The organism is Parerythrobacter lacustris, from assembly GCF_024626475.1.
In the GTDB taxonomy this organism is placed as follows: Bacteria; Pseudomonadota; Alphaproteobacteria; order Sphingomonadales; family Sphingomonadaceae; genus Parerythrobacter_A; species Parerythrobacter_A lacustris.
In genome coordinates this window covers 545,144-568,056 of record NZ_JANKHH010000003.1, presented here as the reverse complement: position 1 = coordinate 568,056, position 22,913 = coordinate 545,144, and the positions used below count along the sequence as shown (strand labels likewise).

Annotated in this window: 15 protein-coding genes; 9 read left to right on the top strand and 6 right to left on the bottom strand. The window is 60.7% G+C overall.

The window, feature by feature from the left end:
• Positions 1-27: 27 nt before the first annotated feature.
• The 7 genes from NSO95_RS06190 (at position 28) to NSO95_RS06160 (ending at position 9,247) form a co-directional block, all read left to right on the top strand.
• A complete protein-coding gene (locus NSO95_RS06190) occupies positions 28-435 on the top strand; it encodes a hypothetical protein (RefSeq protein WP_257595292.1) in 408 nt (135 codons plus the stop codon).
• A 919-nt stretch (positions 436-1,354) separates the two neighbouring features.
• Entirely contained in the window at positions 1,355-2,608 is a 1,254-nt protein-coding gene (locus NSO95_RS06185) for an acyl-CoA dehydrogenase family protein (protein WP_366518996.1), read from the top strand.
• A complete protein-coding gene (locus tag NSO95_RS06180) occupies positions 2,605-4,104 on the top strand; it encodes an MFS transporter (RefSeq protein ID WP_257595290.1) in 1,500 nt (499 codons plus the stop codon). Before NSO95_RS06185 ends, NSO95_RS06180 begins: the two co-directional genes overlap by 4 nt.
• 6 nt (positions 4,105-4,110) lie before the next feature.
• Positions 4,111-5,586 carry an MFS transporter gene (locus NSO95_RS06175; protein ID WP_257595289.1) on the top strand — a complete coding sequence of 492 codons (1,476 nt, stop codon included), beginning with the start codon at positions 4,111-4,113 and terminating at the stop codon, positions 5,584-5,586.
• 51 nt (positions 5,587-5,637) lie between these two features.
• A complete protein-coding gene (locus NSO95_RS06170; protein ID WP_257595288.1) occupies positions 5,638-6,843 on the top strand; it encodes an acyl-CoA dehydrogenase family protein in 1,206 nt (401 codons plus the stop codon).
• 21 nt (positions 6,844-6,864) lie between these two features.
• Positions 6,865-7,935, top strand: coding sequence for an acyl-CoA dehydrogenase family protein (locus tag NSO95_RS06165; RefSeq protein ID WP_257595287.1), 1,071 nt, complete (start codon positions 6,865-6,867; stop codon positions 7,933-7,935).
• Positions 7,913-9,247, top strand: a complete 1,335-nt coding sequence (locus NSO95_RS06160; protein WP_257595286.1) for an MFS transporter — start codon at positions 7,913-7,915, stop codon at positions 9,245-9,247. Before NSO95_RS06165 ends, NSO95_RS06160 begins: the two co-directional genes overlap by 23 nt.
• 11 nt (positions 9,248-9,258) lie before the next feature.
• On the opposite strand, the gene NSO95_RS06155 is transcribed toward NSO95_RS06160, so the two are convergent.
• From NSO95_RS06155 to NSO95_RS06145, 3 genes are all read right to left on the bottom strand, one after another.
• Positions 9,259-10,488, bottom strand: a complete 1,230-nt coding sequence (locus tag NSO95_RS06155) for a TetR/AcrR family transcriptional regulator (RefSeq protein WP_257595285.1) — start codon at positions 10,486-10,488, stop codon at positions 9,259-9,261.
• Between the two features lie 63 nt (positions 10,489-10,551).
• Complete coding sequence (locus NSO95_RS06150) at positions 10,552-12,267, bottom strand: class I adenylate-forming enzyme family protein (protein ID WP_257595374.1); 1,716 nt, start codon at positions 12,265-12,267, stop codon at positions 10,552-10,554.
• Positions 12,268-12,299: 32 nt separating this feature from the next.
• Positions 12,300-13,481, bottom strand: coding sequence for an acetyl-CoA C-acyltransferase (locus NSO95_RS06145; RefSeq protein WP_257595284.1), 1,182 nt, complete (start codon positions 13,479-13,481; stop codon positions 12,300-12,302).
• 188 nt (positions 13,482-13,669) lie between these two features.
• On the opposite strand from NSO95_RS06145, the gene NSO95_RS06140 reads away from it, so the two are divergent.
• On the top strand, positions 13,670-15,706 hold the full coding sequence (locus tag NSO95_RS06140) for a 3-hydroxyacyl-CoA dehydrogenase NAD-binding domain-containing protein (protein ID WP_257595283.1): 2,037 nt from the start codon (positions 13,670-13,672) through the stop codon (positions 15,704-15,706).
• A gap of 72 nt (positions 15,707-15,778) precedes the next feature.
• Here the strand turns inward: NSO95_RS06140 and NSO95_RS06135 are convergent, their stop codons facing one another.
• From NSO95_RS06135 to NSO95_RS06125, 3 genes are all read right to left on the bottom strand, one after another.
• On the bottom strand, positions 15,779-17,383 hold the full coding sequence (locus NSO95_RS06135) for a carboxylesterase/lipase family protein (RefSeq protein ID WP_257595282.1): 1,605 nt from the start codon (positions 17,381-17,383) through the stop codon (positions 15,779-15,781).
• A gap of 117 nt (positions 17,384-17,500) precedes the next feature.
• Positions 17,501-20,461: a TonB-dependent receptor domain-containing protein gene (locus NSO95_RS06130; protein ID WP_257595281.1), complete on the bottom strand. Its 2,961-nt coding sequence runs from the start codon at positions 20,459-20,461 to the stop codon at positions 17,501-17,503.
• Positions 20,462-20,506: 45 nt separating this feature from the next.
• On the bottom strand, positions 20,507-21,907 hold the full coding sequence (locus NSO95_RS06125) for a carboxylesterase/lipase family protein (RefSeq protein ID WP_257595280.1): 1,401 nt from the start codon (positions 21,905-21,907) through the stop codon (positions 20,507-20,509).
• Between the two features lie 157 nt (positions 21,908-22,064).
• On the opposite strand from NSO95_RS06125, the gene NSO95_RS06120 reads away from it, so the two are divergent.
• Entirely contained in the window at positions 22,065-22,910 is an 846-nt protein-coding gene (locus NSO95_RS06120; RefSeq protein ID WP_257595279.1) for a TetR/AcrR family transcriptional regulator, read from the top strand.
• Positions 22,911-22,913 lie beyond the last annotated feature (3 nt).

Genomic DNA, 22,913 nt, shown 5'->3' with positions numbered 1-22,913 from the left:
GACGCGCGATTTCTCTCGGTTAAGACAGTGTTCCACTTGTTCCACTTCCTCGGCGGCATCGCCCTCAAGCAGCGAAGCGGTAGGGCAAAATGGACGCACAAGCCGGACAACAAACTCCTGCGCTTCCTGCTCCAGCACCGGCTGTCCGCGCGCAATGGCCCCGAGGCCGAGAAGCCGACCGCCGCGATCTATCGCCGCGCGTCGGAGGCGGCGATGGCGGACGCCCAGGCCTTCATCGCCGAGCAGCAGGATCTCGAGGGCGACGCGCTGTTCGCGCTGCTGGAGCATATGGTCGAGAACCGGCTGGCCGGGCGATCCTATGTCTTCGGCCTCGATTTCAGGGGCTCGCTGCGGGAGGTGGCGGAGGATTTGCGCGCCCGCAAGGCGCTCGCCCTGGCCGGTGCGGCGGACACGGCGGCCGATGCAGAAGAATAGCCGTCAGGCGGTGAGGAACCCCACCAGCGCCTTTACCTTCTTCTGCCGCCATTGCGGCAGCGGGGCGACCAGCCAGTAGGCGCGGTCCATACGGGAGCAAGCAAACAGGAAGGGGATGCGAGATTGGTAGCGGAGGAGGGATATTCCGAGGCAGAATAACCACCTGATTTTATGTCCATATTGTCAGTTTCGTACTGAGAATACCCACACCGATACCCCCGACTTTTGGATAGTTCGACGGTTTGTGCCCTAACTGAGGTGAGGCAATGGGCTGGGTAGCCGGACTGAGTTACACGCGCCCCTCCAGCCCAGCCTGACTGCCTACGATATCGAATGCATTCTCGACGATCATGCTCTTCTCCCCGCAGACCATCTTGCGGCGTCCGAGCTCGAGAGGAAACGAGCGGAGACCGTGACGCAGCTTTCGAGCGTCCCCCCGTTGGTCTTCACATCTACTTCGACGAGTTACCACGACCACAATCGGAAGCCTGAAACCCTGCTCGCATACTGACGAGGGAAGTCATTGACGAACAGCGAACCGGATCTGTTACACCATTGCCGCACGGTCTCGTGGCTAATGTTGATCCCTCCCCCGGCCATGACCTGTTATGCATTTCGCAAACTCAGCCGAAAGCAGACGAACATCGTCCCGCCTATGTTTTTGATCTGCGATGAGGGTGAATTGCTGAAAAGTGCTGTCAGATATTCTTGAGCCTGGCTTGCCGTACAACTCGCCCATCAGCCGAGCTCCGCTTGCTGGCGCGAATGCACTGGTAACGATACCGCAATGGCGTTCTTGCTCGTTTTCAAAAATACGGTATGCTCGAATCATTGAGTGCACAAACTGCACCGAGCGGGAGAGAGCAGCATGGCATGGGATTTCGAGACCGATCCCGAGTTTCAGGAGAAGCTCGACTGGATGGAAGAGTTTGTCAGCACAAAGGTCGAACCCTTGGGCCTGCTGGGCATTCATCCATATGATGTGAAAAATCCCCGCCGCAACGAACTCGTTCGCCCTTTGCAGCAGGAAGTAAAGGACAAGGGCTTGTGGGCTTGCCACCTCGGCCCCGAGCTGGGCGGCCAGGGCTACGGCCAGGTCAAGCTAGGGCTAATGAACGAAATTCTCGGCGGCGCAACCTTCGCGCCGATCGTGTTCGGATGCCAGGCGCCAGACACGGGCAATGCCGAGATCATTGCGCATTATGGCACTCCGGAACAGAAAGAGCGGTATCTCGAGCCTCTCCTCGACAACCAGATCGTTTCCGCATTCTCCATGACTGAGCCGCAAGGCGGTTCGGACCCGACCAATTTTGTCACCAGAGCCGAGCTGGATGGCAATCACTGGAAGATCAATGGCGAGAAGTGGTTCTCGACCAACGGCAAATGGGCGGACTTTCTGATCGTCATGGCTGTGACCGATCCTGACGCCCCGCGGCATCAGCGGATGAGCATGTTCATCGTGCCGGTCGACACGCCCGGCGTGGAGATCATGCGCAATGTCGGCGTCTATGGACAGAGCGATGGTTCCGAAAGCTACGTTCGCTACACCGACGTACGCGTCCCGGCCGATCACTTGCTGGGAGAGCAGGGAGGAGCTTTCGCTATCTCGCAGACCCGTCTCGGCGGCGGACGGGTTCACCACGCCATGCGCACAGTCGGCAATTGCAGGCGCTTGCTCGACGCGATGAGCCGCCGTGCTGTCAGCCGGAAGACTCGCACCGGCGCCATTGCCGATTACCAGTCTGTGCAAATGCAGGTTGCCGACAGCTACATCGAGCTTGAGCAGTTCAAGCTGTTCGTCCTGAAGACAGCGTGGATGATCGACAAGTATCACGACTACAGGAAGGTCAGGAAGGACATCGCCGCGATCAAGGCGCTGATGCCCAAGGTCTATCACGACATTGCCCATCGCTGCATCCACATTCACGGTTCGCTGGGTGTTTCCAACGAAATGCCGTTTGTCGGCAGCCTGATCGGGTCAATGGTGATGGGCATCGCCGATGGCCCAACGGAAGTGCACAAGGTTACCGTCGCGAAGCAGCATCTGCGCGCCTACAGCGACGTCGCGGATCCGATGTTCCCGGACTATTCGCTGCTTGAACGGCGCGCGAGAGCGAAGGAAATGTATGCTCCGGTCGACGAACTCGCCGCAGCAGTGGAGGCTGCAGAGTGACCGCGCAGCCTGCGACGGCGGAAAGCATTCCTCCCCTCACCCTTGGCACGCGCCTGTCCTATGGCACAGGCGCCATCGCCAACGGTGTAAAGAATGCCGCTTTCTCCACCTATCTCCTGCTGTTCTACAACCAGGTTCTGGGCGTTCCTGCCAGTATCGTTTCCGGCGCGATTGCCCTCACCTTGCTGGTCGATGCCGTTGCCGATCCCTTCATCGGACGTTGGTCTGACGTAACCCGGTCGCGCATCGGGCGCAGGCACCCCTTCATCCTCGGATCAGCCCTTCCCACCGCCTTCTTCTTCGTCCTGGCATGGTTTCCGCCATCCGGCCTGAGCGACTTGGAGATGGGCGTGTGGATCTTCGTTCTCGCCTCCCTCACCCGCATGTCGATCAGCGCATTCGAGATCCCCTCGAGCGCGATGACCCCGGAACTGACCGAGGACTATGCAGACCGGACCAGACTTTTCGGGCTGAGGTACTGGTTCGGCTATGCCGGGACGTTCGGCTTCACGGCTTTCTCGCTAGCGGTGTTTTTCGTTGCCACGCCGGAGTACGAGCAAGGTCAGCTCAATCCCGAAGGTTACGTCAAATTCGCGTGGCTGGGCGGTGCGCTGATCTTTCTCGCCATCCTTGTGTGTGCGCTCGGCACCCTGAAGCGGGTCCCCTACATGCGCCAACGGGACGAGTTAGGCGAAGGCGCAAGCCCACCTTCACACCTGAAGGAAATGTTCGGCGCGTTCCGAAATCGCGGCTTCCTGTCGATTTTCAGCTTTGGCGTGCTCAAATACACCGCCATCGGCCTGTACGCCGCGACAACGCTGTATTTCGGCACCTACGTGTTCAAACTGCAGGCAGGCCAGCTCGCCCTGCTGACTTTCGACAGTCTGGTCGCCGCCACGATTGCTGCCCCGCTGGCACCGAAATTTTCTGCCCTGCTCGGCAAACGCAACACGTCCATGATCATGGCAGTCGGCGGCATCCTGCTCGGGCTGTCGCCGCTGATCCTGACATATTTCGATGCATTTTTCCGTCCCGGCGATCCGATGCTCGTGCCGACACTGTTCGTCATCGGTGCAGTCTATGGCGCGATGATAGCCATCTCGCTCATCAACACGTCATCGATGCTGGCAGACGTGGTGGAAGACCACGCCGTGCGAACGGGCCAGCACACCGCCGGCGTTTTCTTCGCTGCATCCAGCTTCATGCAGCAATGCTCCGCCGGTCTGGGCATCCTGATTGCGGGAATCGTGCTGGAGCTTTCGCAATTTCCGACCAAGGTCGCGGTCTCGGAAGTGACGACTGCGATGGAGAAGAGCCTGCTGCTCCACTACATTCCCGCATCCGCCGGACTGTGGATCCTCGGAGCCCTTTGCCTGCTTTTCTATCCCATTACCGAGGCCTCACACCGCGCCAACCTTGCGCGCCTGCGGGCAAGAGAAGCGCAAGCCCGGGAACAGGTCATCAGGGACGGGGCCTTCGGCTCGCCTGCGAGATAACGATCGATGTTAACAGACCCTTCCGCACCCAAGCTCGGTTTCCTTACCAAGCTGCTCTATGGCAGCGGCTCGATCGGATACGGCATCAAGGATGTCGCGTTCCGCTCGTTCCTGCTGCTCTATTACAATCAGGTCGTGGGCGTTCGGGCAGAGCTCGTATCGCTTGCCATTCTGGTGGCGCTGGTCGTCGACGCCATTTCAGATCCGATCGTTGGTCAATGGTCCGATAATATCCGCACACGCTGGGGCAGGCGACACCCGCTGATGTTGGCATCGGCCATCCCGGCCGCAGGGAGCATGCTGTTCCTGTTTCTGCCGCCCGCGGGCATGACGGACACGCAGACCTTCTGGTACATTCTGGTCGTCGGCTGCTGCGTGCGCACATTCATCACATTTTTCGAGATACCGAGCTCGGCGCTCGCCCCGGAGCTCACAAGCGATTACGACGAGCGCACTTCGGTGGCGAGTTACCGCTACTTCTTCGCCTATCTCGGTGGGGTCGGCATGGCGTTTCTTACGCTGCTGGTTTTCCTGGCGCCGACGGATGAATACCCCGTCGGGCAGCTCAATCCCGGTGGCTACCAGACGTTTGCCATCGTCGGTGCAGCACTGATGTTTGCCGCCATCCTGATCTCGAGCCTGGGCACATTGCACCGGGTCAAATACTTCAAGATGCCGCCCCCGCCCGCCAAGATCGGTGCTGTGGCGACGCTGAAGCAGATGGGCAGCACCTTTTCCAACAAGGGCTTCCTGGCGATCCTCGCCTTCGGTGTCCTCAAGTACACCTCGGTCGGGATGACATCGGCGCTGAACATCTACTTCGGAACATACTTCTTTGAATTCAGTTCGGCGCAATTGGCCATCCTCACCATCGATTCCCTGGTGGGGGCCTTCCTCGCGTTGTTCTTCGCACCTTTCGTTTCGAAGAAATTCGGCAAGCGGAACGCTGCCTTCGGGCTCGCGATCATTGCGGTGTGTTTCGCCAGTGCGCCCTACCTGCTGCGCTTTGCCGGCCTGTTGTTCGAAAACGGCGATCCGCGGCTTGTCGCAGCGGTCTTCTTCTTCTCCATGCTGTTCCAGCTCTGCGGGGTTTCGTCTGCTGTCCTGACCCACGCCATGATCGGCGACATTGTCGAGGAGAGCCAGCTGCGAACAGGACGACGGTCGGAGGGCCTGTTCTACGCGGCAAATACCCTGATGCAGAAATCCACTTCGGGCCTTGGCGTATTTGCGGCCGGGATGCTCGTTGCCTTCGTCGGGATCGATCCGGGTTCGGATCCCCGAACCCTGGACCCTGAGATCCCTCGAATGCTGGCCCTGGTGTACGTGCCGGCGCTCATTGTCCTTTATGTTGGCGGGGCAGGCTTGCTCTTCGCTTACCGGATCGACCGGGCCAGCCATGAGGCCAACGTTGCAGAGCTTGCCCGTCGCGAACGGCAGAGTGCTGCCATTGCCGAGCAGGTTCCCGACCCGGCGGAATAGCCTGCCGGCCATCCACACAGCCAAAACCGACAGACGTTCAAGGAGCAGACAATGGCAACCGTTTCCCAGACCGACGCCGATAGCGGTGTCGATGCATTCCGCGAGGAGGTCCGCACTTTCGTCAGGGAGCATTTCCCGCAGGAGTTGAAAGGCAAGTCGCTGGCAATGGGCGGCGTCGAAATCGGCGGAGCGGAGACCCCCGACCAGAAGGCTTGGCGCAAAGCGATCGGACAGCGAGGCTGGGGCACGCCTACGTGGCCCAAGGAATACGGCGGCGGTGGCCTGAACCGCAAGCAGGCGGCCATTCTCAACGAGGAGCTTGCCCGCGCCGGTGCCTACAATCCAATCGGCGGAATGGGCGTTTTAATGTTCGGCCCGACATTGCTGGAATATGGCAACGAGGCACAGAAGAAAGAGCACATTCCGCCAATCTGTCGCGGTGAGATTCGCTGGTGTCAGGGCTATTCCGAACCCAACGCGGGCTCCGACCTCGCCAATCTGCAGACATTCGCGGAGGACAAGGGCGACCACTATCTCGTCAATGGCCAGAAGACATGGACCAGCGGCGGGCAATGGGCGCACAAGTGCTTCGCCATCGTCCGCACCGATCGCAGCGACAAGCACAACGGCATATCCTTCCTGCTGATCGACATGGACAGCCCCGGAGTCGAAGTGCGTCCGATCACGATGATCAGCGGCACCAGCCCGTTCTGCGAAACCTTCTTCACCAATGTGAAAGTGCCCAAGGAAAACCTGGTCGGGAAAGAGGGTCAAGGCTGGACCATCGGCAAGCGTCTGCTCCAGCACGAGCGCACCAATATCTCCGGCGCCGGAGCCGGGCGCGGCGGCCCTAGCCTGTCCGATCTGGCGAAGAAGCACAGCCAGGTGGACAGCAACGGGAAGCTGGCCGACCAAGTGCTGCGCGACAGGATTGCCGACGTTGAAATCCGCTGGTCAAGCTTCCTGCTGACCGCCCGCCGCGCGGTCGAGGAGAGCAAGGCGCAGGGCGGCGTGTCGGAAATCAGCTCCGCGCTCAAGAAACTCGGGACCAAGCTCGGCCAGGAACGGGCGGAACTGGCAATCGAGATCATGGGCAAGCAGGGACTTGGCTGGGAAGGTGACGGCTTCACCGGACCCGAACTCGCCGGTGTGCGCGCCTGGCTCTACGGCAAGGCGACTACGATCTACGGCGGATCGACCGAGATCCAGAACAACATCATCGCCAAACGCGTGCTCGGCATGCTCGACCACCAGTAAACGCGCGAAGGAGTTAGACACATGGCAGTTCTGAACGAAGAACAGGAAATGCTGCGCGACATGGCGCGCGAATGGGCGGCGAATGAAAGCCCGGTCACCGAATTCCGCAAGGTCCGCGCAAGCGGCGCTCCAGAGGCATTTGATCGCGCTGCCTATGCCGCGATGACCGAAATGGGTTGGGCAGGCATCGTAATTCCCGAGGAGCATGGCGGCAGCGACTTCGGTTTCCTGTCGGCCGGTCTCGTGGTTGAGGAACTCGGCAAGACGCTTACTGCCACCCCGATAGTGATGAACACCATCGCCGCCAGCGCGATCGTACTGGGCGGGAACGACGAACAGAAAGCCGCATGGCTGCCAAGGCTGGCTAGCGGAGCGGCTATCGGTACGCTGGCGATTGACGAGGGGGCGAAGCATGATCCCGCTGCCATCGCAACGCAAGTGACCGATGGCAAGCTGAGCGGAACCAAGGCCTTCGTTCCCGAAGCACATGGTGCCGACCTGTTCGTAGTGGCTGCGAAAGACGGCCTCTATTTGGTCGAAAAGGGTGACGGTGTTTCGCTCACCACCCGCAATCTGACCGACCAGCGGAGCCATGCGGATCTCACTTTCGACGGCGCTAAAGCTCAGAAGCTGGCGAACGGCGGCGAAAGCCTGCTCGACGATGTGCTCGATCGTGCCCGGGTCCTCGTCGCGGCGGAAATGCTGGGCATGGCGCAGGCGGTGTTCGAAACCACGCTCGACTATCTCAAGCAGCGCGTGCAGTTCAACCAGGTCTTGGCCACCTTCCAGGCATTGCAGCATCGTATGGCCGACATGTTTGCGGATCTCGCGCAAATGCGCTCGGCGGTTGAAGCCGGCTTGCAGGCTATCGACAGTGGGTTCGGAATTGCCCGGGCCGCGACTGTCGCCAAGGCCGAGGCAAACCGGGTCATGCACAAGCTGTCCAACGAAGGTATCCAATTGCACGGCGGTATCGGCATGACCGATGAATACGATGTCGGTTTTTACCTGAAACGCTCCCGCGTGCTGGAAGCCACTTGGGGCAGCACAAGCTACCTTCGGGATCGGTTTGCCGCCATCGGCGGCTATTGACCCATTGGATCCGCTCGAGGATCCCGATGGTCTCGCTCCGGCCAGCGCACAGCAACTTGCGCTGGCCGAACATGCACGCTTCGTCGATGAAAACCTGAAACGGAACTATCGCGCCAACTTCATCCATGGCGTTCTGGGCATGACCGGGTTCCGCCTGATTTACGCCCCCACCATTATCCCGGCCTATCTCCTCCTGCTTACAGGCAGCACCGCGGCAGTGGGCCTCGGAGCGGCACTGCTTCAGCTGGGAGCGACGATCAGCCCGATCGCCAGCGGATCCCGCATCGAACACCGCAGCCACATTCTGCCATATGCCATCCGGGTAGGCTCGCTGATGCGGCTCATGATCCTGTGTCTTGCCCTGTCTGGATGGTTCCTCACCGGCAACCTGTTGCTCGCCGCCACATTCGTCAGCTTCCTGCTTCTGGGCTTCTTCACGGGAGCACAACGGGTCGCCTTCCAGATGCTCATGAGCAAGCTGATCCCGATCCGCCAGCGCGGTCGGCTGCAGGGCTACCGGAATTTTGCCGGCGGATTGATTGCGGCAGTCCTTGCATGGGCTGCGGGGAATTACCTGATCGCCGACAAGTGGCTCGGCAACGGGTACGCTACTACCTTCCTGTTTGCCTTCCTCCTGACAAGTGCCGGCCTCGTCGTCCTCAAGACCATGATCCGCGAACCTGCCGCACCGATCTCGCGGCCGCAAATGCCGATCCTACAGCGCGTCAGAGAATTCCCGATCCTGCTGCAGAACAGGGGCTTTGCCGCCTTCCTTCTGGTCCAGTGTTTCTCGACCATGGCGCGGGTCGGCGCACCGTTCTGGACCGTCTATGCCGGATCACGCCTTGGGCTGGATGGTGCTCTTATCGGCGGCCTGAGCTTCGTCTTCCTGGGGTCTGACACCGTTTCGAACGTCATCTGGGGCCCGCTTGGCGACCGGTTCGGCTTCAAATTGATCTATGTTCTTGCTCTCGTCAGTTCGATCTCGGGCACCGTCCTGCTCATTCTGGGCAGCACCGCAACGCCAATCTACGCGGCTTTCATCCTGCTGGGAGTAGGCGGGTCGGGCTGGATGCTGGCTTCGACCACAATGGTGCTCGAGTTTGGTTCAAGCGAGGACACACCCATGCGCCTCGCCTTTGTGACCACCGCTGAAGGGGCGATCGCCGCGATCGGCCCGATACTGGCAGGGCTGCTTGTCGCGGCCTACGGCTTCTTGCCACTGTTCGTCATTGCGCTGACCGCGCTGCTGGCGGCATTCCTTGTTCTGATCGTGAGGGTCCGGGAGCCGCGGAACCACGCAGCGCCCTAGCCACCTTGCGATCAGTTTTCGGTCAGGAATCCTTCCGACAGCGCCGAAGCATAAGTGCGGATGGCGAGTTCGCTGTCGTCGAAACGCGCCGCCCAGCGCCGCGCCTCATACGCTCCGTTGAGCGTCGACATGATTATCTGGCTCGCGACGAGCGGATCGATCGGCCGGATGGAGCCATCGGCTACGCCATCGATCAACATTCCGGCGAAACGCCTTGCCAGCCGGTTTGATCGCATTACCACATCGACCTTGTGGTCGTTTTCCAGCGCCTGGAGAGCTGTGGTGCGGAGCAGTGGCATTTCATCGAAGAACTGCACATCCAGCAATTCACGCAATACGCTGGCCAGCCGCGTCCAGTAGTCCCCTGACGCGCGCTGACCGGCCATCTGCGTAGCGGACAGTCGATCATAACTTTTCTGAAAGCACGCCAAGACAAGATCGTCCTTGGCTTCGTGATGGTGATAGAAGCTGCCCTTGGTGACATTGAGCGCCTCAGCGATCCGGTTCACCGATGCCCCCCGATAGCCGCGCTCGTTGATCATGATGGTCGCCGCGCGGAGGAAATCCTCGTTATGGCTGGCTTCGTCGTTGCTGGTGGTGCGCCAGACACGATCGGAAAGTTCGAAAGGCAACCATTCGCCCCTTTTGGCAGGGAGGCCATACGCCAGGATGTCAAACATCCGCTCTTCGACTCTCGGGAAATCGAGCACCGAATAGCGCAGGGACCAGACAGGCCACCACATCATGGCTTCGAGGAGGATATGCGCTCGCGCCGAGTAAAGCGCTCGCCTCTCAGATGACTGCAGATCGCCAAAAAAACTCCGCACCGTATCGACCACGCCTCGGTAACGGCTTGTGAGCTTCTCCTGGTTTTCCTCTCCCAGCGTACGGATCTCGGACAGGGCCGTGATCAGTCCTCGTTCTCCGCGTCTGATCCGTTCGCGCAGCGCGATATGCTGGGCAATATACTTACGCAGCCTCGCTTCGGGCGTGGGCTCCGCCAGAGCCGTCTGCGCCATGTGCTCCATCAGATCGAGCGTTGCTTCATACACCGCAACGATGAGCGCATCCTTGCGCGGAAAGTAATAGGTGACGCTGGTGGCGTTGAGGCCGATGGCGCGGGCTACTTCGGAAAGAGTGGTCGCCTGGACTCCGACCTGGCTGATCAGGACGGATGCGGCATGCACGATCGCATCCCGCTTCTCGCCAAAGCGCTTGGTCCCTGTTTCATTCCCCGCCATCGCTCCCCCCTTAGCAACCAATCTTCCGCCTATCGAGTGATGCCGCGCGGCAATCCCCTGCCCTCAGAAGAAGCCTGCAAGGTCCTTCTTCAGGATCTTGCCGTTGGCGTTCCGCGGCAACGTGTCCTTTGAGAAGGCTATTCGAACAGGCACCTTGAACCTGGCCAATCGTGCGCCAACCCAGGCTTGCAGTTCTCCCTCGGTCGCCGTCGTTCCGGGAGCGAGGTGGACGACGGCAGCCGGCTCTTCTCCCAGTTGCTTGTGCGGCAGCCCGACAAGAGCGGCGTCGGTCACTGCCGGGTGATCGTAAAGGGCGTTCTCGACTTCGGAGGAATAAATGTTTTCTCCACCCCGGATGATCATGTCCTTGGCGCGGTCGGCGATGTAGCAGAAGCCCTCCTCGTCGATCCGGGCGAGGTCGCCGGTGCGGACCCAGCCGTTGATGAAGGTCTCCGCGGTTGCTTCGGGATTGTTCCAGTAACCCTTCACGACCATCGGGCCGCGCGCCCACAGTTCGCCGATCTCGCCGTTCGTCAGCTCACGCGTACCATCTTCGCTCATGATCTTGATGTCAGCTACGGCAACCGGAGGTCCGCAACTGTCGGGACGATTGAGATAGTCCTCACTTGAATGCCCGGTGACGGTGGCCATCGTCTCGGTCATGCCCCAGCCATTGCTAGGCAGCGCACCGAACTCTTCACGGATTTTGCGGACAAGTTCCGGGGCAGACGGTGCACCGCCATAGCCAATCGCTTCGATGCTGGAGAGATCGTAATTCTTGCGTTCGGGATGCTCGATCAGCTGCCAGGCGATGGTCGGAACGCCGCCGGTCGAGTTCACTTTTTCCCTCTCGATGATTTGGAAAGCCTCGACCGGATCCCATTTGTGCATGAAAATCATGGTGTTGCCGGCCGCAACATTGCCCATGAGCCCCGCCGAACAGGCCGTCACGTGGAACAGCGGGATGACCGTAAGGCCCACTTTCTGCTTGGGATCCGGCAGCGGTTCACCACGCCGCATGAAAGCACACGCGGCATTGAAGGCGCTCGAGAAGATATTGGTGCACAGGTTGCGGTGTGTGCCGAGGGCACCCTTCGGTTTGCCGGTCGTGCCGCTGGTATAGAAGATCGTGGCATCGTCTTCCGGCCCGATCTCCACCTCGGGCAGCTCACGTGCTGGAAGTTCTGCATAGTCAGGGGGCGTGCCGATGACGTCCTCCAGCGCGATAGCGCCCTCCAAATGCTCCGTCCCGCGGCAGACGAACGCCGTGTTCAGGTCGGGGCAGCTGGCACGGTGCGGCAAGACGCGTTCCCACCGTTCTTCGTCACAAATCAGCGCCTTCGTGCCTGAATTGGCGAGTCCGAAGGCAAGCTCGTCGCCGGTCCACCAGGCATTCAGAGGGACGCAGATCGCGCCGATGGTAATCGCGGCAAAGAATGCCACGGGCCATTCGGGGAGGTTGCGCATTGCAATCGCAACCCGGTCACCCTTTTTCACACCGCGCGCCTGCAGTTCGTGCGCCAGCGTTGCCACCGCCCGGAACCAGGCATCAAAGGTCACCCGTTCGTCCTGATAGATCGTGAAGACGCGGTCCCCGTGCGTCCGCCCCAGCAGGGTAATAGCTCGCAGGTTGGGCGGGGCGTTCTTCCATACGCGGGTCGGCACGCCGCGGATGTCGATGGTTTCCATCTCGAAGCGTTCGCCGGGGGCAGTAAGCACCTGCCTGCAATATTCGCGCGTGACGACTGGCCAGCCCTCGGGCGGTGTCCAGCCGATCATCGAAGCGAGATCGGGTTTTGCCGAGGCCATGGTCAGAGCACCTCAAACAGGCCGGCCGCACCCATGCCGCCGCCAACGCACATTGTGACCACGACATATCTGACGCCCCGCCGCCTGCCCTCGATCAGCGCGTGCCCGACGCACCGCGCACCGGTCATGCCGAAGGGGTGCCCGATCGATATCGAGCCGCCATTTACGTTCAGGCGCTCATCCGGGATGCCGAGCTTGTCGCGGCAGTACAGCACCTGCACCGCAAAGGCTTCGTTGATCTCCCACAGGCCGATGTCGCCAATCGACAAGTCGAACCGCTTGAGCAGCTTGGGGATGGCGAAAACCGGGCCAATGCCCATTTCATCGGGCTTGGTCCCGGCGACTGCCATGCCGAGATAGCGGCCCAACGGTGCCAGATCGCGTTGTTGCGCCACAGCGGCTTCCATCATCACACAGGCCGATGAACCGTCGGCAAGCTGGCTCGCGTTCCCTGCGGTGACTGTGTAGCCCTCGCCCATCACCGGAGCGAGCGAGGCAAGTCCCTCAAGCGTCGTGTCGGGACGGTTGCAATCATCCATGTCGATGGTGACTTCGCGCTGCGACACTTCACCCGTCGCCTTGTCGGTCACGTTCATGGTGGTGCTGACCGCGACGATCTCGTCATTGAACTTGCCTGCGGCCTGGGCCGCGGCAGTGCGTTGCTGGGACTGGAGCGAGTATTCGTCCTGCGCTTCGCGGCTGATTCCATAGCGTTTGGCCACCACCTCCGCTGTGCCAATCATCGGCATGAAGATATCCGGATGCATCTTCAGCAGTTCTTCATCGCGTACCGGCGGCGTACCTCCACCCGTACGCAGTGCGCTGATGGATTCGATCCCGCCGGCAATGCAGATATCCATCCGGTCGACGATGATCTGTTTCGCCGCTGTCGCGATAGCCATCACGCCGGAAGAACACTGACGATCGATTGTCATTCCCGCGATGTCGACCGGCAGACCTGCGCGAAGGGCAATCTGGCGGCCCATGTTGAAGCCTTGCGCCCCGCCCTGGCTCGCCGCCCCCATGATGACGTCATCGATCTCGCTGCCGTCGAGCCCCGCCCCGCCAATGACCGCCTCGACCGACCACGATCCCAGTTGGACCGGATGGGTGGCGTTGAAGGCGCCGCGGATCGACTTGGCTAGCGGAGTACGTGCGGTTGATACAATGACGGCGTCGCGCATGTCTTGATTTTCCTCTTCCCTCGGGCTCTGCCCTGATTCTCGTTGGTCGCAATTAAGCCAGATCGGTCCCTTCTAGGCAAGCCTGACATTCGCGTTTTTGAAACACTGGTATGAGGATTGAATTTGCGAAATACTGCTCTATCGTCAGCCTTCAGAACTGACGGTATGCTGAGAGGAGCTTTAGAATCATGACTTCCCCTATTCGCACCGAGCGCCATGGCGATGTCCTGGTGATCATTTCCGACAACCCGCCGGTCAATGCGCTGGGACAGGCGGTGCGCGCAGGCCTCGCCACAGGCGTGGAACAGGCGCTGGGTGATGACAGCATCAGGGCGGTAGTGATCCGCTGCGACGGGCGGACCTTCTTCGCCGGCGCGGACATCACCGAGTTCGGCAAGGCACCACAAAGCCCTAGCCTGCCTGAAGCGCTCGACAAACTTGAAGCCAGCGACAAGCCGGTGGTTGCAGCCATCCACGGCACGGCGCTGGGCGGCGGCTGCGAAGTGGCGCTGGCCTGTCACTACCGCGTCGCTGTGCCGAGCGCCAAGATCGGCCTGCCCGAGGTGAAGCTCGGCCTCATTCCTGGTGCTGCAGGCACGCAGCGCCTGCCACGCCTCGTCGGGGCCGAAGCCGCCCTGCCGCTGGTCGCAGTAGGCGATCCGATTTCCGCGAAGAAGGCGCAGGCTATTGGCCTCATCGACGAGATCGTCGGCGAAGACAGCTTGGAGGCAGATGCGATCGCCTTTGCCCGCAGCAAGATCGGCCAGGCTGTTTCGCGCTCCAGCGAAGGCACGGCCAACGAGGACGGCATCCGCAATCCCGATATCTTCGACCAGTTCCGCGCCCAGAACGGCCGCAAGATGCGCGGCTTCGATGCGCCCAACGCCGCTGTCGCAGCGGTCAAGGCAGCGGGCGAGCTGTCCTATGCCGACGGGGTGAAGAAGGAGCGCGAGTTGTTCATGCAACTCATGAACGGCACCCAGTCGAAGGCGATGCGGCACTACTTCTTCGCCGAGCGCGCCGCCAACAAGATCAATGATGTGCCCGCCGATACTCCGCTGATTCCGATCAACAAGGTTGGAGTTATTGGCGCGGGCACCATGGGCGGCGGAATCGCGATGAACTTCCTGTCCGCCGGGATCCCGGTCACAATCCTCGAGATGCAGCAGGAAGCGCTCGACCGCGGCACCAGTGTCATACGCAAGAACTACGAGAACACCGCCAAGCGTGGCCGCATGACTATGGAGCAGGTCGAGGGCGCGATGGGCCTGCTCACCTCGACACTCGACTATGCCGATCTCGCCGATTGCGACTTGGTGATCGAAGCGGTGTACGAGAACATGGATGTGAAGAAGCAGGTCTTCGCCAAGCTCGACGAGGTGGTGAAGCAAGGCGCGATCCTCGCCTCCAACACCAGCTATCTCAATGTCGACGAGATCGCGACCGCGACGCAGCGCCCGGGCTATGTCCTCGGCCTGCATTTCTTTTCGCCCGCCAATGTCATGAAGCTGCTGGAGATCGTTCGCGGCGCCAACACCCGTGACGATGTGCTCGCGACATCGATGAAGCTGGCGAAGAAGATCGGCAAGGTCGCGGCCGTTTCAGGCGTTTGCCCCGGTTTCATCGGCAACCGGATGCTGTCCCAGCGACAGGCACAGGCCAACAAGCTGATCATGGAAGGCGCGAACTATTGGGACGTCGATGATGTGCTGCTGGAGTTCGGCTTTCCCATGGGGCCATTCCAGATGGGGGATCTTGCGGGCATCGACATCGGTTGGCACCGCGATCCCAGCAAGGTCACGACAGTCCGAGAAGCCCTATGTGCGGCGGGCCGCTTCGGTCAGAAGAATGGCAAGGGCTTCTATGACTATGACGAGGCGCGCAACCGCACGCCATCAGACGAAGTGAAGCAGATCATCGCCGATTTCGCTGCCCGCGAAGGCAATGCGCAGCGCGACATCAGCAAGGACGAAATCCGCGAGCGGCTGCTCTATCCGATGGTCAACGAAGGCGCGAAGATCCTCGAAGAGAAGATGGCCCAGCGTGCCAGCGACATCGATGTGGTGTGGATCAACGGCTACGGCTGGCCGCTCTACACCGGCGGACCGATGTTCTGGGCCACGACTGTCGGGCTCGACGCCGTCGTCGCCGGGCTGGAAAAGCACGGCTTGCCGGCAAGTCATTACCTTCGCCAGAAGGCGGATGCCGGCAACGGCTTCGACTAAAGCCGCTGGGAACGATCAAGCGAAGGGCCGCTGCTCGATCCGAGCAGCGGCCCTTTTTGCAAACGAAGCCTGTTACTTGGAGGGAAGCAAGCGGATCGACTTCTCCGGGTCGTCAACCAGCCGCGGTTCCACGTCCAGCTCCATCACCATGCGCTTGGTTTGGGTATAGGCCTGCCAATCCGGCAAAAGAGCACTCGACGGCTTGCCGGTCTTGGCGAAGGCGATCCAGGCGTCGCTCATCATCTGCGCCATCATGGCAGCGCCCTCATCCGAGCCCACGAGAGCGGTGCTCTCCGCTGCGTTGTCGAACATGAGCGGTATGTCGAGCGTGTGCGGCGACCGCAGGATCCCGCCGCCGACGGGGGTCTCCCACGTCAGACGGTAGACATACACAGGCGCCGTAGCAGTTCGCGATTGCTGGTCGGCCAATAGATAGGTGCCCCGCACAAAGCGCGTCCCCATGGCCATGCTGGCGATATCAGTCGGCGAATAGTCAGGATACATCGCGCGATAGGCGTCGACCGCCGCTGCAACCTCTTCGCCCAGCATTGCAGCCATGCCCTTCAGGCCAGCCTCATCGATACGGCCGAACCACGGCTGCGAGGCAACAAACAGCGTCATTTCCGTCTTGTTGTAACCGATCAGGACGGGGATATCGGATGACTGCTCTGGCGCGCGCGGCAGGAATGGATCCCGCGGAACAATCGTCCCATCCGCGATCGGGCCGAATTGCGGCCCCCTGCCCATCGCAGAGGATGCCGGTGTGACCTTGCGCACCGCATCGACGATCTGGTCGGCGCGGACGGTCTTGAGATCTTCAACCGTTTCCACGCCTGATGCGGTGAGAATCGCTGCCGCGTACTCGGCAGCGTCCGCCGGCTTGCCGCTGTAGACACCAGGGCCGGACTGGATGACCGCCTTATGGAACAACCCATCGGCAGACGGCATGGCCAAAAGGTGGCTGACCTTGGAACCGCCGCCGCTTTCGCCCATGATCGTCACATTGCTCGGGTCGCCTCCGAACGCAGCGATATTGTCACGCACCCACTCAAGCGATCTCACGAGGTCGAGATTGCCGACATTGCCGGAAGCGGCATAGTCTGGCCCGAACTGTGCAGCCAGATTGAGGTAGCCGAAAGCGTTGAGGCGGTGATTGACTGTGACAACCACAACGTCGCCCTTTTCGGCCAGGTTGCGGCCGTTATAAGCTGGCCAGCCTCCCGAACCATAAGCATATCCGCCGCCGTGGAACCAGACCATGACAGGTCGCTTGCCGCCATCACCGGCAGCAGGAGTCCAGACATTGAGAAACAGACAATCCTCATTGTCGATCTTGGCTTCGGTCGCGGTCGGGAAAATGCCCTGGATGCCGCGCGTCAGGTCACTCTCGTTCGGGCCGCTGGCGCTATAGAGCTGCATGCAAGGCGCGCCATAGCCGGTGGCATCGGCAGTTCCGTCCCAACTCTCGGCCGGGACCGGCGGCATGAAGCGCAAGTCACCAACCGGGGGCGCGGCGTAGCGAATGCCGAGGAAGGCATCGATGCCGTTTTGCTTCAGACCCTGAACACTTCCGCTATCGGTTTTGACGACGGTCGTGGCTTGTTGCGCGGCGGCGATCGAACCCGTGCAAAAAGCGCCAAGAGCAACAATCCAGGCCAGGCTGCGAAGTAACTGCATGTTCTCGGTTCCTCGAATTGAAGAAGGAGGGGGACCGGAATGCCAAATCGGCATGCCAGCCCCCCTGGAAGTTGAGACGGCCGGATCGATGGACCGCCTCACTCGCTTCCGGGAGAGTCAGAAGCGAACTCTGGTTCCCAGCTTGAATGTCCGGCCGAGGGCGCTGCCGATGAACGGATCATAGCTGTACTCCAGCCGTGCTGCGGGCGGATCTTCGTCAAAGATATTCTCGATCCCGCCAGTGAGGGTCAGGTCCAGTCCGGCGGTGTCGAGGTCGATCGAGAAGAGAAGATCCTGCTGAGTGTAGCTGCCAACCTCACGGCCGAAGTCTGTAGGTCCGAACTCAGGAGTCGATGCGCAGGGCCCGTTCTCCGGGCACCGGTTGTCGGTCACCCCATCGATATACTGCACGTTGTAGGTCGCCGTGACCGGACCGAAGCCCAGGCTGAGGTACGCATTGCCACGCCATGGAGAGACGGTGCCCGGAGCCCTGTCGTAGTTCGCAAACCCGACTGCGTCATATCCCTGGCTGAATGTCAGCCCGTTGAAAACGAAGTCGGAGAATTCATACTCGAGCACGTGTGTGGCGTTTGCACCGGCATCGACCGAGATGTTGCCAAACTCGTTCGAGTAATTGATGCCAAAGTCCAAACCACGCAGCGTGACGTCCGGGCCGTTGACCGTCTGCGTCTGGATACGGGATATGTCCAGACCGATGGTGCTCGAATTGCAGACCCCGCCCTGAAACACAACGAACTGGGTAAAGGGGCTCGCGCAATTGACCGATTGCTGGCCGTTCGTCCCCCCTGGCGCAACCTGCGCCGCGATTGCCTGAATCGGCAGGTTGGCAAAACGCCCCTTGAACTCATAGGTCCAGTAGTCAGCCGTTATCGTGAAACCGCCGGCTTCGAGAATCGCACCGGCATTGTAGGTCAGGGCCGTTTCAGGCTTCAAGTCCGGATTGCCGATCGTGTCGGTCGCCTTGAAGTTGTTGCCCAGCACATTGATGCCCGCAACCGCACTGGTTCCGCTGGTGGTAAGATCGCCCGGCAAAGGTCCGCGGAAGGTATCGCCCACCGACCCGCGGAGAGCGAGCCAATCGGTCACCTGCCACCGCACCGAAACCTTCGGATTGATTGTCGAACCGACGTTGCCGCCGTAGTCTTCGTAGCGAATGGCACCGTTGATCTCGAGCCCGTCGAACGGTTCGATCTGCGCTTCGGCAAAAACCGCATAAACGCTCTGCGAAAGATTGGCCGTGGGATACTGACCCAGGAATATGAAAGCGCCGACCGGGAAGTTGGTGTCGGTCGAGCTGTCGAGGCACGAACGGTCGTTTTCGATGGCGCATGGATACGCATCAGGATCACTGAACCTGTTCAATGGGCGAGAGACGAAGGTGCTATCGCGATATTGCGCGCCGACAGCATAAGATACAGGAATCCCAAGTTCGAATTCCCCGCTGACCACGAAGTCTACGACGAACAGTTCTTCGTGCGCTTTGGTGCCGTTCTCTGCACGCATCCATTCGATGACACTCGGGTTGTTCTCCGTGCCCGGGATGAAGTTGGGATTGGCAGCGCCGGTGATCGGATTCTCCGGGCGTGAGTTGACGAACGGATTGAACCATTGGCAGCCATTGGCCCCGGCCACGGTCCCGCTACAACCCTCGCCGCCGAAGCCGTTCAATGCGCGTTGCAGGCGATCGCCGATGATGTCGTAGGAAAATGCCCGACGCGAACTGCGCAGGAACGTTGAGTAGAGTTCCGCCTTGAGATTGGGACCGAATTCCTTTTCAAATCCGGCCGTTACCCGCCAGGCATCGTTAAAGGCGCCCCCTTCACCCGCGCCCTCTTCGTCGAGCGGGTTGCCGGTCAAGGCAAAAGGACGGAAGAACAGGATACTGGCGTAGTTCGCCAGATAGGCTGGATTGCCCGGTGCGAACGTCTGCGCAAGGAACGGGTTGAAGCCCGGGTTGGCGCGGGGCACGAAGAAGGCCTGCGACGTCCCGGGTCCGCGCGGACCCTGCGTTGGTGGGTAACTCGGCGAGTAGCCAAGTTCCGGTACTTCGGTATGGGAATAGAGCGCATCGGCGATGAAACGCAGGCTGTCGCTCAGATCAACGTCCAGTTGCGCATAGGCCTGATACCTGTCTTCCTTCTCGATGAGATTGACGAAAGGAATGTAGGTGTACCGGCATACGGGAAAGTTCGACGCGCCAGACGGGAAGGTTCCATTGAGCCCACCCAGCGCTGAGCATGAATCGGCCAGGCGACCATCGACAGCGAGGCCGAGCGTCGTTCCGGCAGGCCCTTGCGTAATTGAGCCGCGCTTTGGAATATAGGTTCCCACATCCGATAGAAACGACCAACCGGAGGGATTCACGGCATAGGGCTGGACGGTGAAATCGCGCTCGCCGGTGTCCAGTTCGCTGCGGTGCTGATAGCCGAAGCCGACCATGATATTGGCCGCACCGAAATCCTTACCTGCCAGGATGCTGGCCTGCCAGTTTCCATCGGATCCCTTCACGAACTGGTAGTTGCCGCCGATTTCGACGCCGTCGAAATTCTTCCGTGTAACGAAGTTGGCGACCCCTGCGATCGCATCAGAACCATAGGTTGTCGATGCACCGTCCTTGAGTACTTCTACCCTTTCCAGCGCAAACATCGGCACGAGGTTGGTGTCTGCAGCGCCATCGCCGGGCTCGTTGAAGAAACGCCTACCGTTCATCAAGACCAGCGTGCGCTCGCGTCCCAAGCTACGAAGGTTGATAGAACCTACGCCCTGACTGCCACCGGCAGCATACTGATTTGATTCACCGAGTGTAATCCCTACCGAAGGAAGGCTCCGCACCAATTCGAGAGGGCTGTCGATGCCGCGCTGCGCCAACTCGTCGGCGCTGTAGACTTCCACGGGGAGAGATCCGTCCTCGGTCTGCCCGCGAATATAGGTTCCGGTGACGACGATGACCTCTTTCTCGTCGATTTCAGCGTCCTGCGCCAAGGCCGGACTTCCCGCCGCTGTGAGAAGGGGAACAGCCAGTGTCGAGCTGAGCAGATAACGGGTCTTCGATTGCATAGGTCCTCTCCCTTGTGTCTGGCGCCTTCTCGGCGGTCTGCATTTTCAGTCTTTGGACGGTCCGTCGGGGTACTCCCTGCCGTCAGCCATCTCAGGCCCACTCGTTGTAAATCGCGCTGTTTCGCCCTTGAGGTACGGCTGCCAGGTGAAGCCATCCGCGCACTCGATGGTGCGGGAACCCGGAACCAGCTTGGCGAAGGCAACCCAGCAGGAGTTCACCTGCAGCGCGACGGCACGATCGTCGGTGTCGGCCTTGGCACCGCCCCAACTCGATTGATCGATCGAGTCGAACGCAAACATCAACTCTGCCGAGTGGATCGGGCCCTTGGTCCATTCGGCTTCGCGAAAGGCAGGGACGTGTTCGAACCGGTAGAGGAAGGCGGGGGCGCCCTCGTCGCCAGCGAGTTCGGCAAAGGTTCGTGCAGCCGCAAATCCTCCCTCACCCTGGTTCGCACCCACCAAGATGGGCACGTCGAATTCCTTGCCAGCACGCAAGGCAGCAACTGTCGAGCTTGGCTTCCATTTCGGATCTGAGGTGAAGAAGAAGCCTGCTCGCAGCTCCTTTGAAGCAGCAAAGGTCTGCGCGGAGATGTTGCGCAGGTCATCGGCAGAAGCATCAAGTCCGATGCCGATAGTTTCGAGCGCCTCTCTCGCTATACGACTTGCTTCGACCGGAGCGCGATCAGGCAGGAGGAGACTACCCGACTGGACGATAGCCTTGTCGAACAGTCCCTCGGCAGCAGGGAGCGACAGCAAGTTGGTCACGATCCCTCCACCAGCAGACTGGCCAGCAATCGTCACATTTTCAGGATTGCCGCCAAATGCCGCAATGTTGTCGCGCACCCATTGAAGGGCTGCGACGCTGTCGTGCAGCGCATAGTTTCCCTGCGGTTCGCCTTCGCGGCCAGCTTCAAGGACTGGATGGACGAAGTTCGCCAGCGCACCCAGACGATAGTTTACCCCGACGGTAATCACACCCTGCCGCGCGTTGGCGGTACCGTCATACGAACCGAGGTGACCCGCGCCGAGAAAGAACGCCCCGCCATGGAACCAGACCATGACCGGAGCATCGCGCACGCCCTCTGGTGCATAGATCGTCAGGTAGAGGCAGTCTTCCGACTGTGCCCCATTGACGCCGCCGAAGTTGGCAACCGTGCTGTCGGTGTCGACAGGCTGCACACACGGAGGCTCATGCGCACTTGCAGCCCGGACCCCGGGCCACTCGGCAACAGGTTGTGGGGCGCGCCATCTCAGCTCTCCGGTCGGCGCAGCAGCATAGGGCACACCGCGAAACACAAGCACGCCGTTCTCGCGCGAACCGGCCAAGGTGCCGTTTTCCACCTCTGCCAGAACCTGGTCGATCTCGGCCGGCATCTGAGCTTGCGCGCCAGCAGGCAGCAAGACCGAGATCAACGCAAAAATACCGGCTGCGCGCTGGCACCGCATCGCAATATCCTCCTCTTCCCGACTCCGAGGTATATCGAAGTTTACGATCTAACAAGAAGTGATTTTGAAAATCCGGTATGAAAGCGAAACCTTTTGCCCGATCCCCTTGGCGCGCAGGTGGTGGACAGGCCCTTGCTGTCGGGGCTAACGGGCAAACATGGAGTTGACGCGCGAACAGCTATTTCGACAGGTGTGGTCCGAACCGATGGGTAAAGTCGCCTCCCGGTACGGGCTTACCGGGAACGGTTTGGCCAAGATCTGCGATCGCCTGAACATTCCGCGCCCACCCCGCGCGCACTGGACCCGCGCCAGCGAGGTTCGCCACCAACCGCCGGACCTGCCTCCTCCTCCAACAGGGCTGAGCGAGGAAGTGGTTCTCGGCCAGAGGCAGTCACGACAATCTCCGGGACGGCGGACGCGTCTCGACAGTGATAGCCGACGTCGACAAATCCTGGCTGCGGCAGCCCGCATCGCCATCGAAGACGGTTTGAGTGCGCTCAATATCCGTTCACTGGCCCAGGATGTGGGGATCAGCGAGACACAGGTTCACAATTGCGTCGGCAGCCGCACTGACCTCTTGCTCACCATGGCGCGCGAGGAGATCGCGAAGCTCGAGAGCAGCCGGCGGGAACGCGTTTCCCGCAATATGGATCGACACACCAAGATAGTGCTTTCGACGATCGGGTATCTCCATGAAGCTGCCGAACGCGGCCCTTTGCTGCAAATGCTTTTGCGGGTCCCCGAGATCAAGCTCGCGCTGCGCGAAGAGCGAGAAATCACTGCCAGGAGTGCGCGCGAGCCGATCCTTCGCCAACTCACGGCGAGGAGTGGCATGGACATCGCGTCTGCGCGGGCTGCTACGACCGCATTGACTGCGGTTTCGCTCAAGGCGGGCGGGATTGTGGCGGGCAAGCGCGCACCGTTCGCAATGGTGGAGCAGACGTGCCTGGCAGTGGTGATGGCGGGTGTAGCGGCGATCGACAAGAAACTGCACCGCACCTGACAT

Coding starts and splice junctions, on each gene's coding strand:
- NSO95_RS06185 (WP_366518996.1), top strand. CDS start 1,355: ATGGAAGAGTTTGTCAGCACAAAGGTCGAACCCTTGGGCCTGCTGGGC.
- NSO95_RS06175 (WP_257595289.1), top strand. CDS start 4,111: ATGTTAACAGACCCTTCCGCACCCAAGCTCGGTTTCCTTACCAAGCTG.
- NSO95_RS06170 (WP_257595288.1), top strand. CDS start 5,638: ATGGCAACCGTTTCCCAGACCGACGCCGATAGCGGTGTCGATGCATTC.
- NSO95_RS06165 (WP_257595287.1), top strand. CDS start 6,865: ATGGCAGTTCTGAACGAAGAACAGGAAATGCTGCGCGACATGGCGCGC.
- NSO95_RS06155 (WP_257595285.1), bottom strand. CDS start 10,488: ATGGCGGGGAATGAAACAGGGACCAAGCGCTTTGGCGAGAAGCGGGAT.
- NSO95_RS06150 (WP_257595374.1), bottom strand. CDS start 12,267: ATGATCGGCTGGACACCGCCCGAGGGCTGGCCAGTCGTCACGCGCGAA.
- NSO95_RS06145 (WP_257595284.1), bottom strand. CDS start 13,481: ATGCGCGACGCCGTCATTGTATCAACCGCACGTACTCCGCTAGCCAAG.
- NSO95_RS06140 (WP_257595283.1), top strand. CDS start 13,670: ATGACTTCCCCTATTCGCACCGAGCGCCATGGCGATGTCCTGGTGATC.
- NSO95_RS06135 (WP_257595282.1), bottom strand. CDS start 17,383: ATGCAGTTACTTCGCAGCCTGGCCTGGATTGTTGCTCTTGGCGCTTTT.
- NSO95_RS06130 (WP_257595281.1), bottom strand. CDS start 20,461: ATGCAATCGAAGACCCGTTATCTGCTCAGCTCGACACTGGCTGTTCCC.
- NSO95_RS06125 (WP_257595280.1), bottom strand. CDS start 21,907: ATGCGGTGCCAGCGCGCAGCCGGTATTTTTGCGTTGATCTCGGTCTTG.
- NSO95_RS06120 (WP_257595279.1), top strand. CDS start 22,065: ATGGAGTTGACGCGCGAACAGCTATTTCGACAGGTGTGGTCCGAACCG.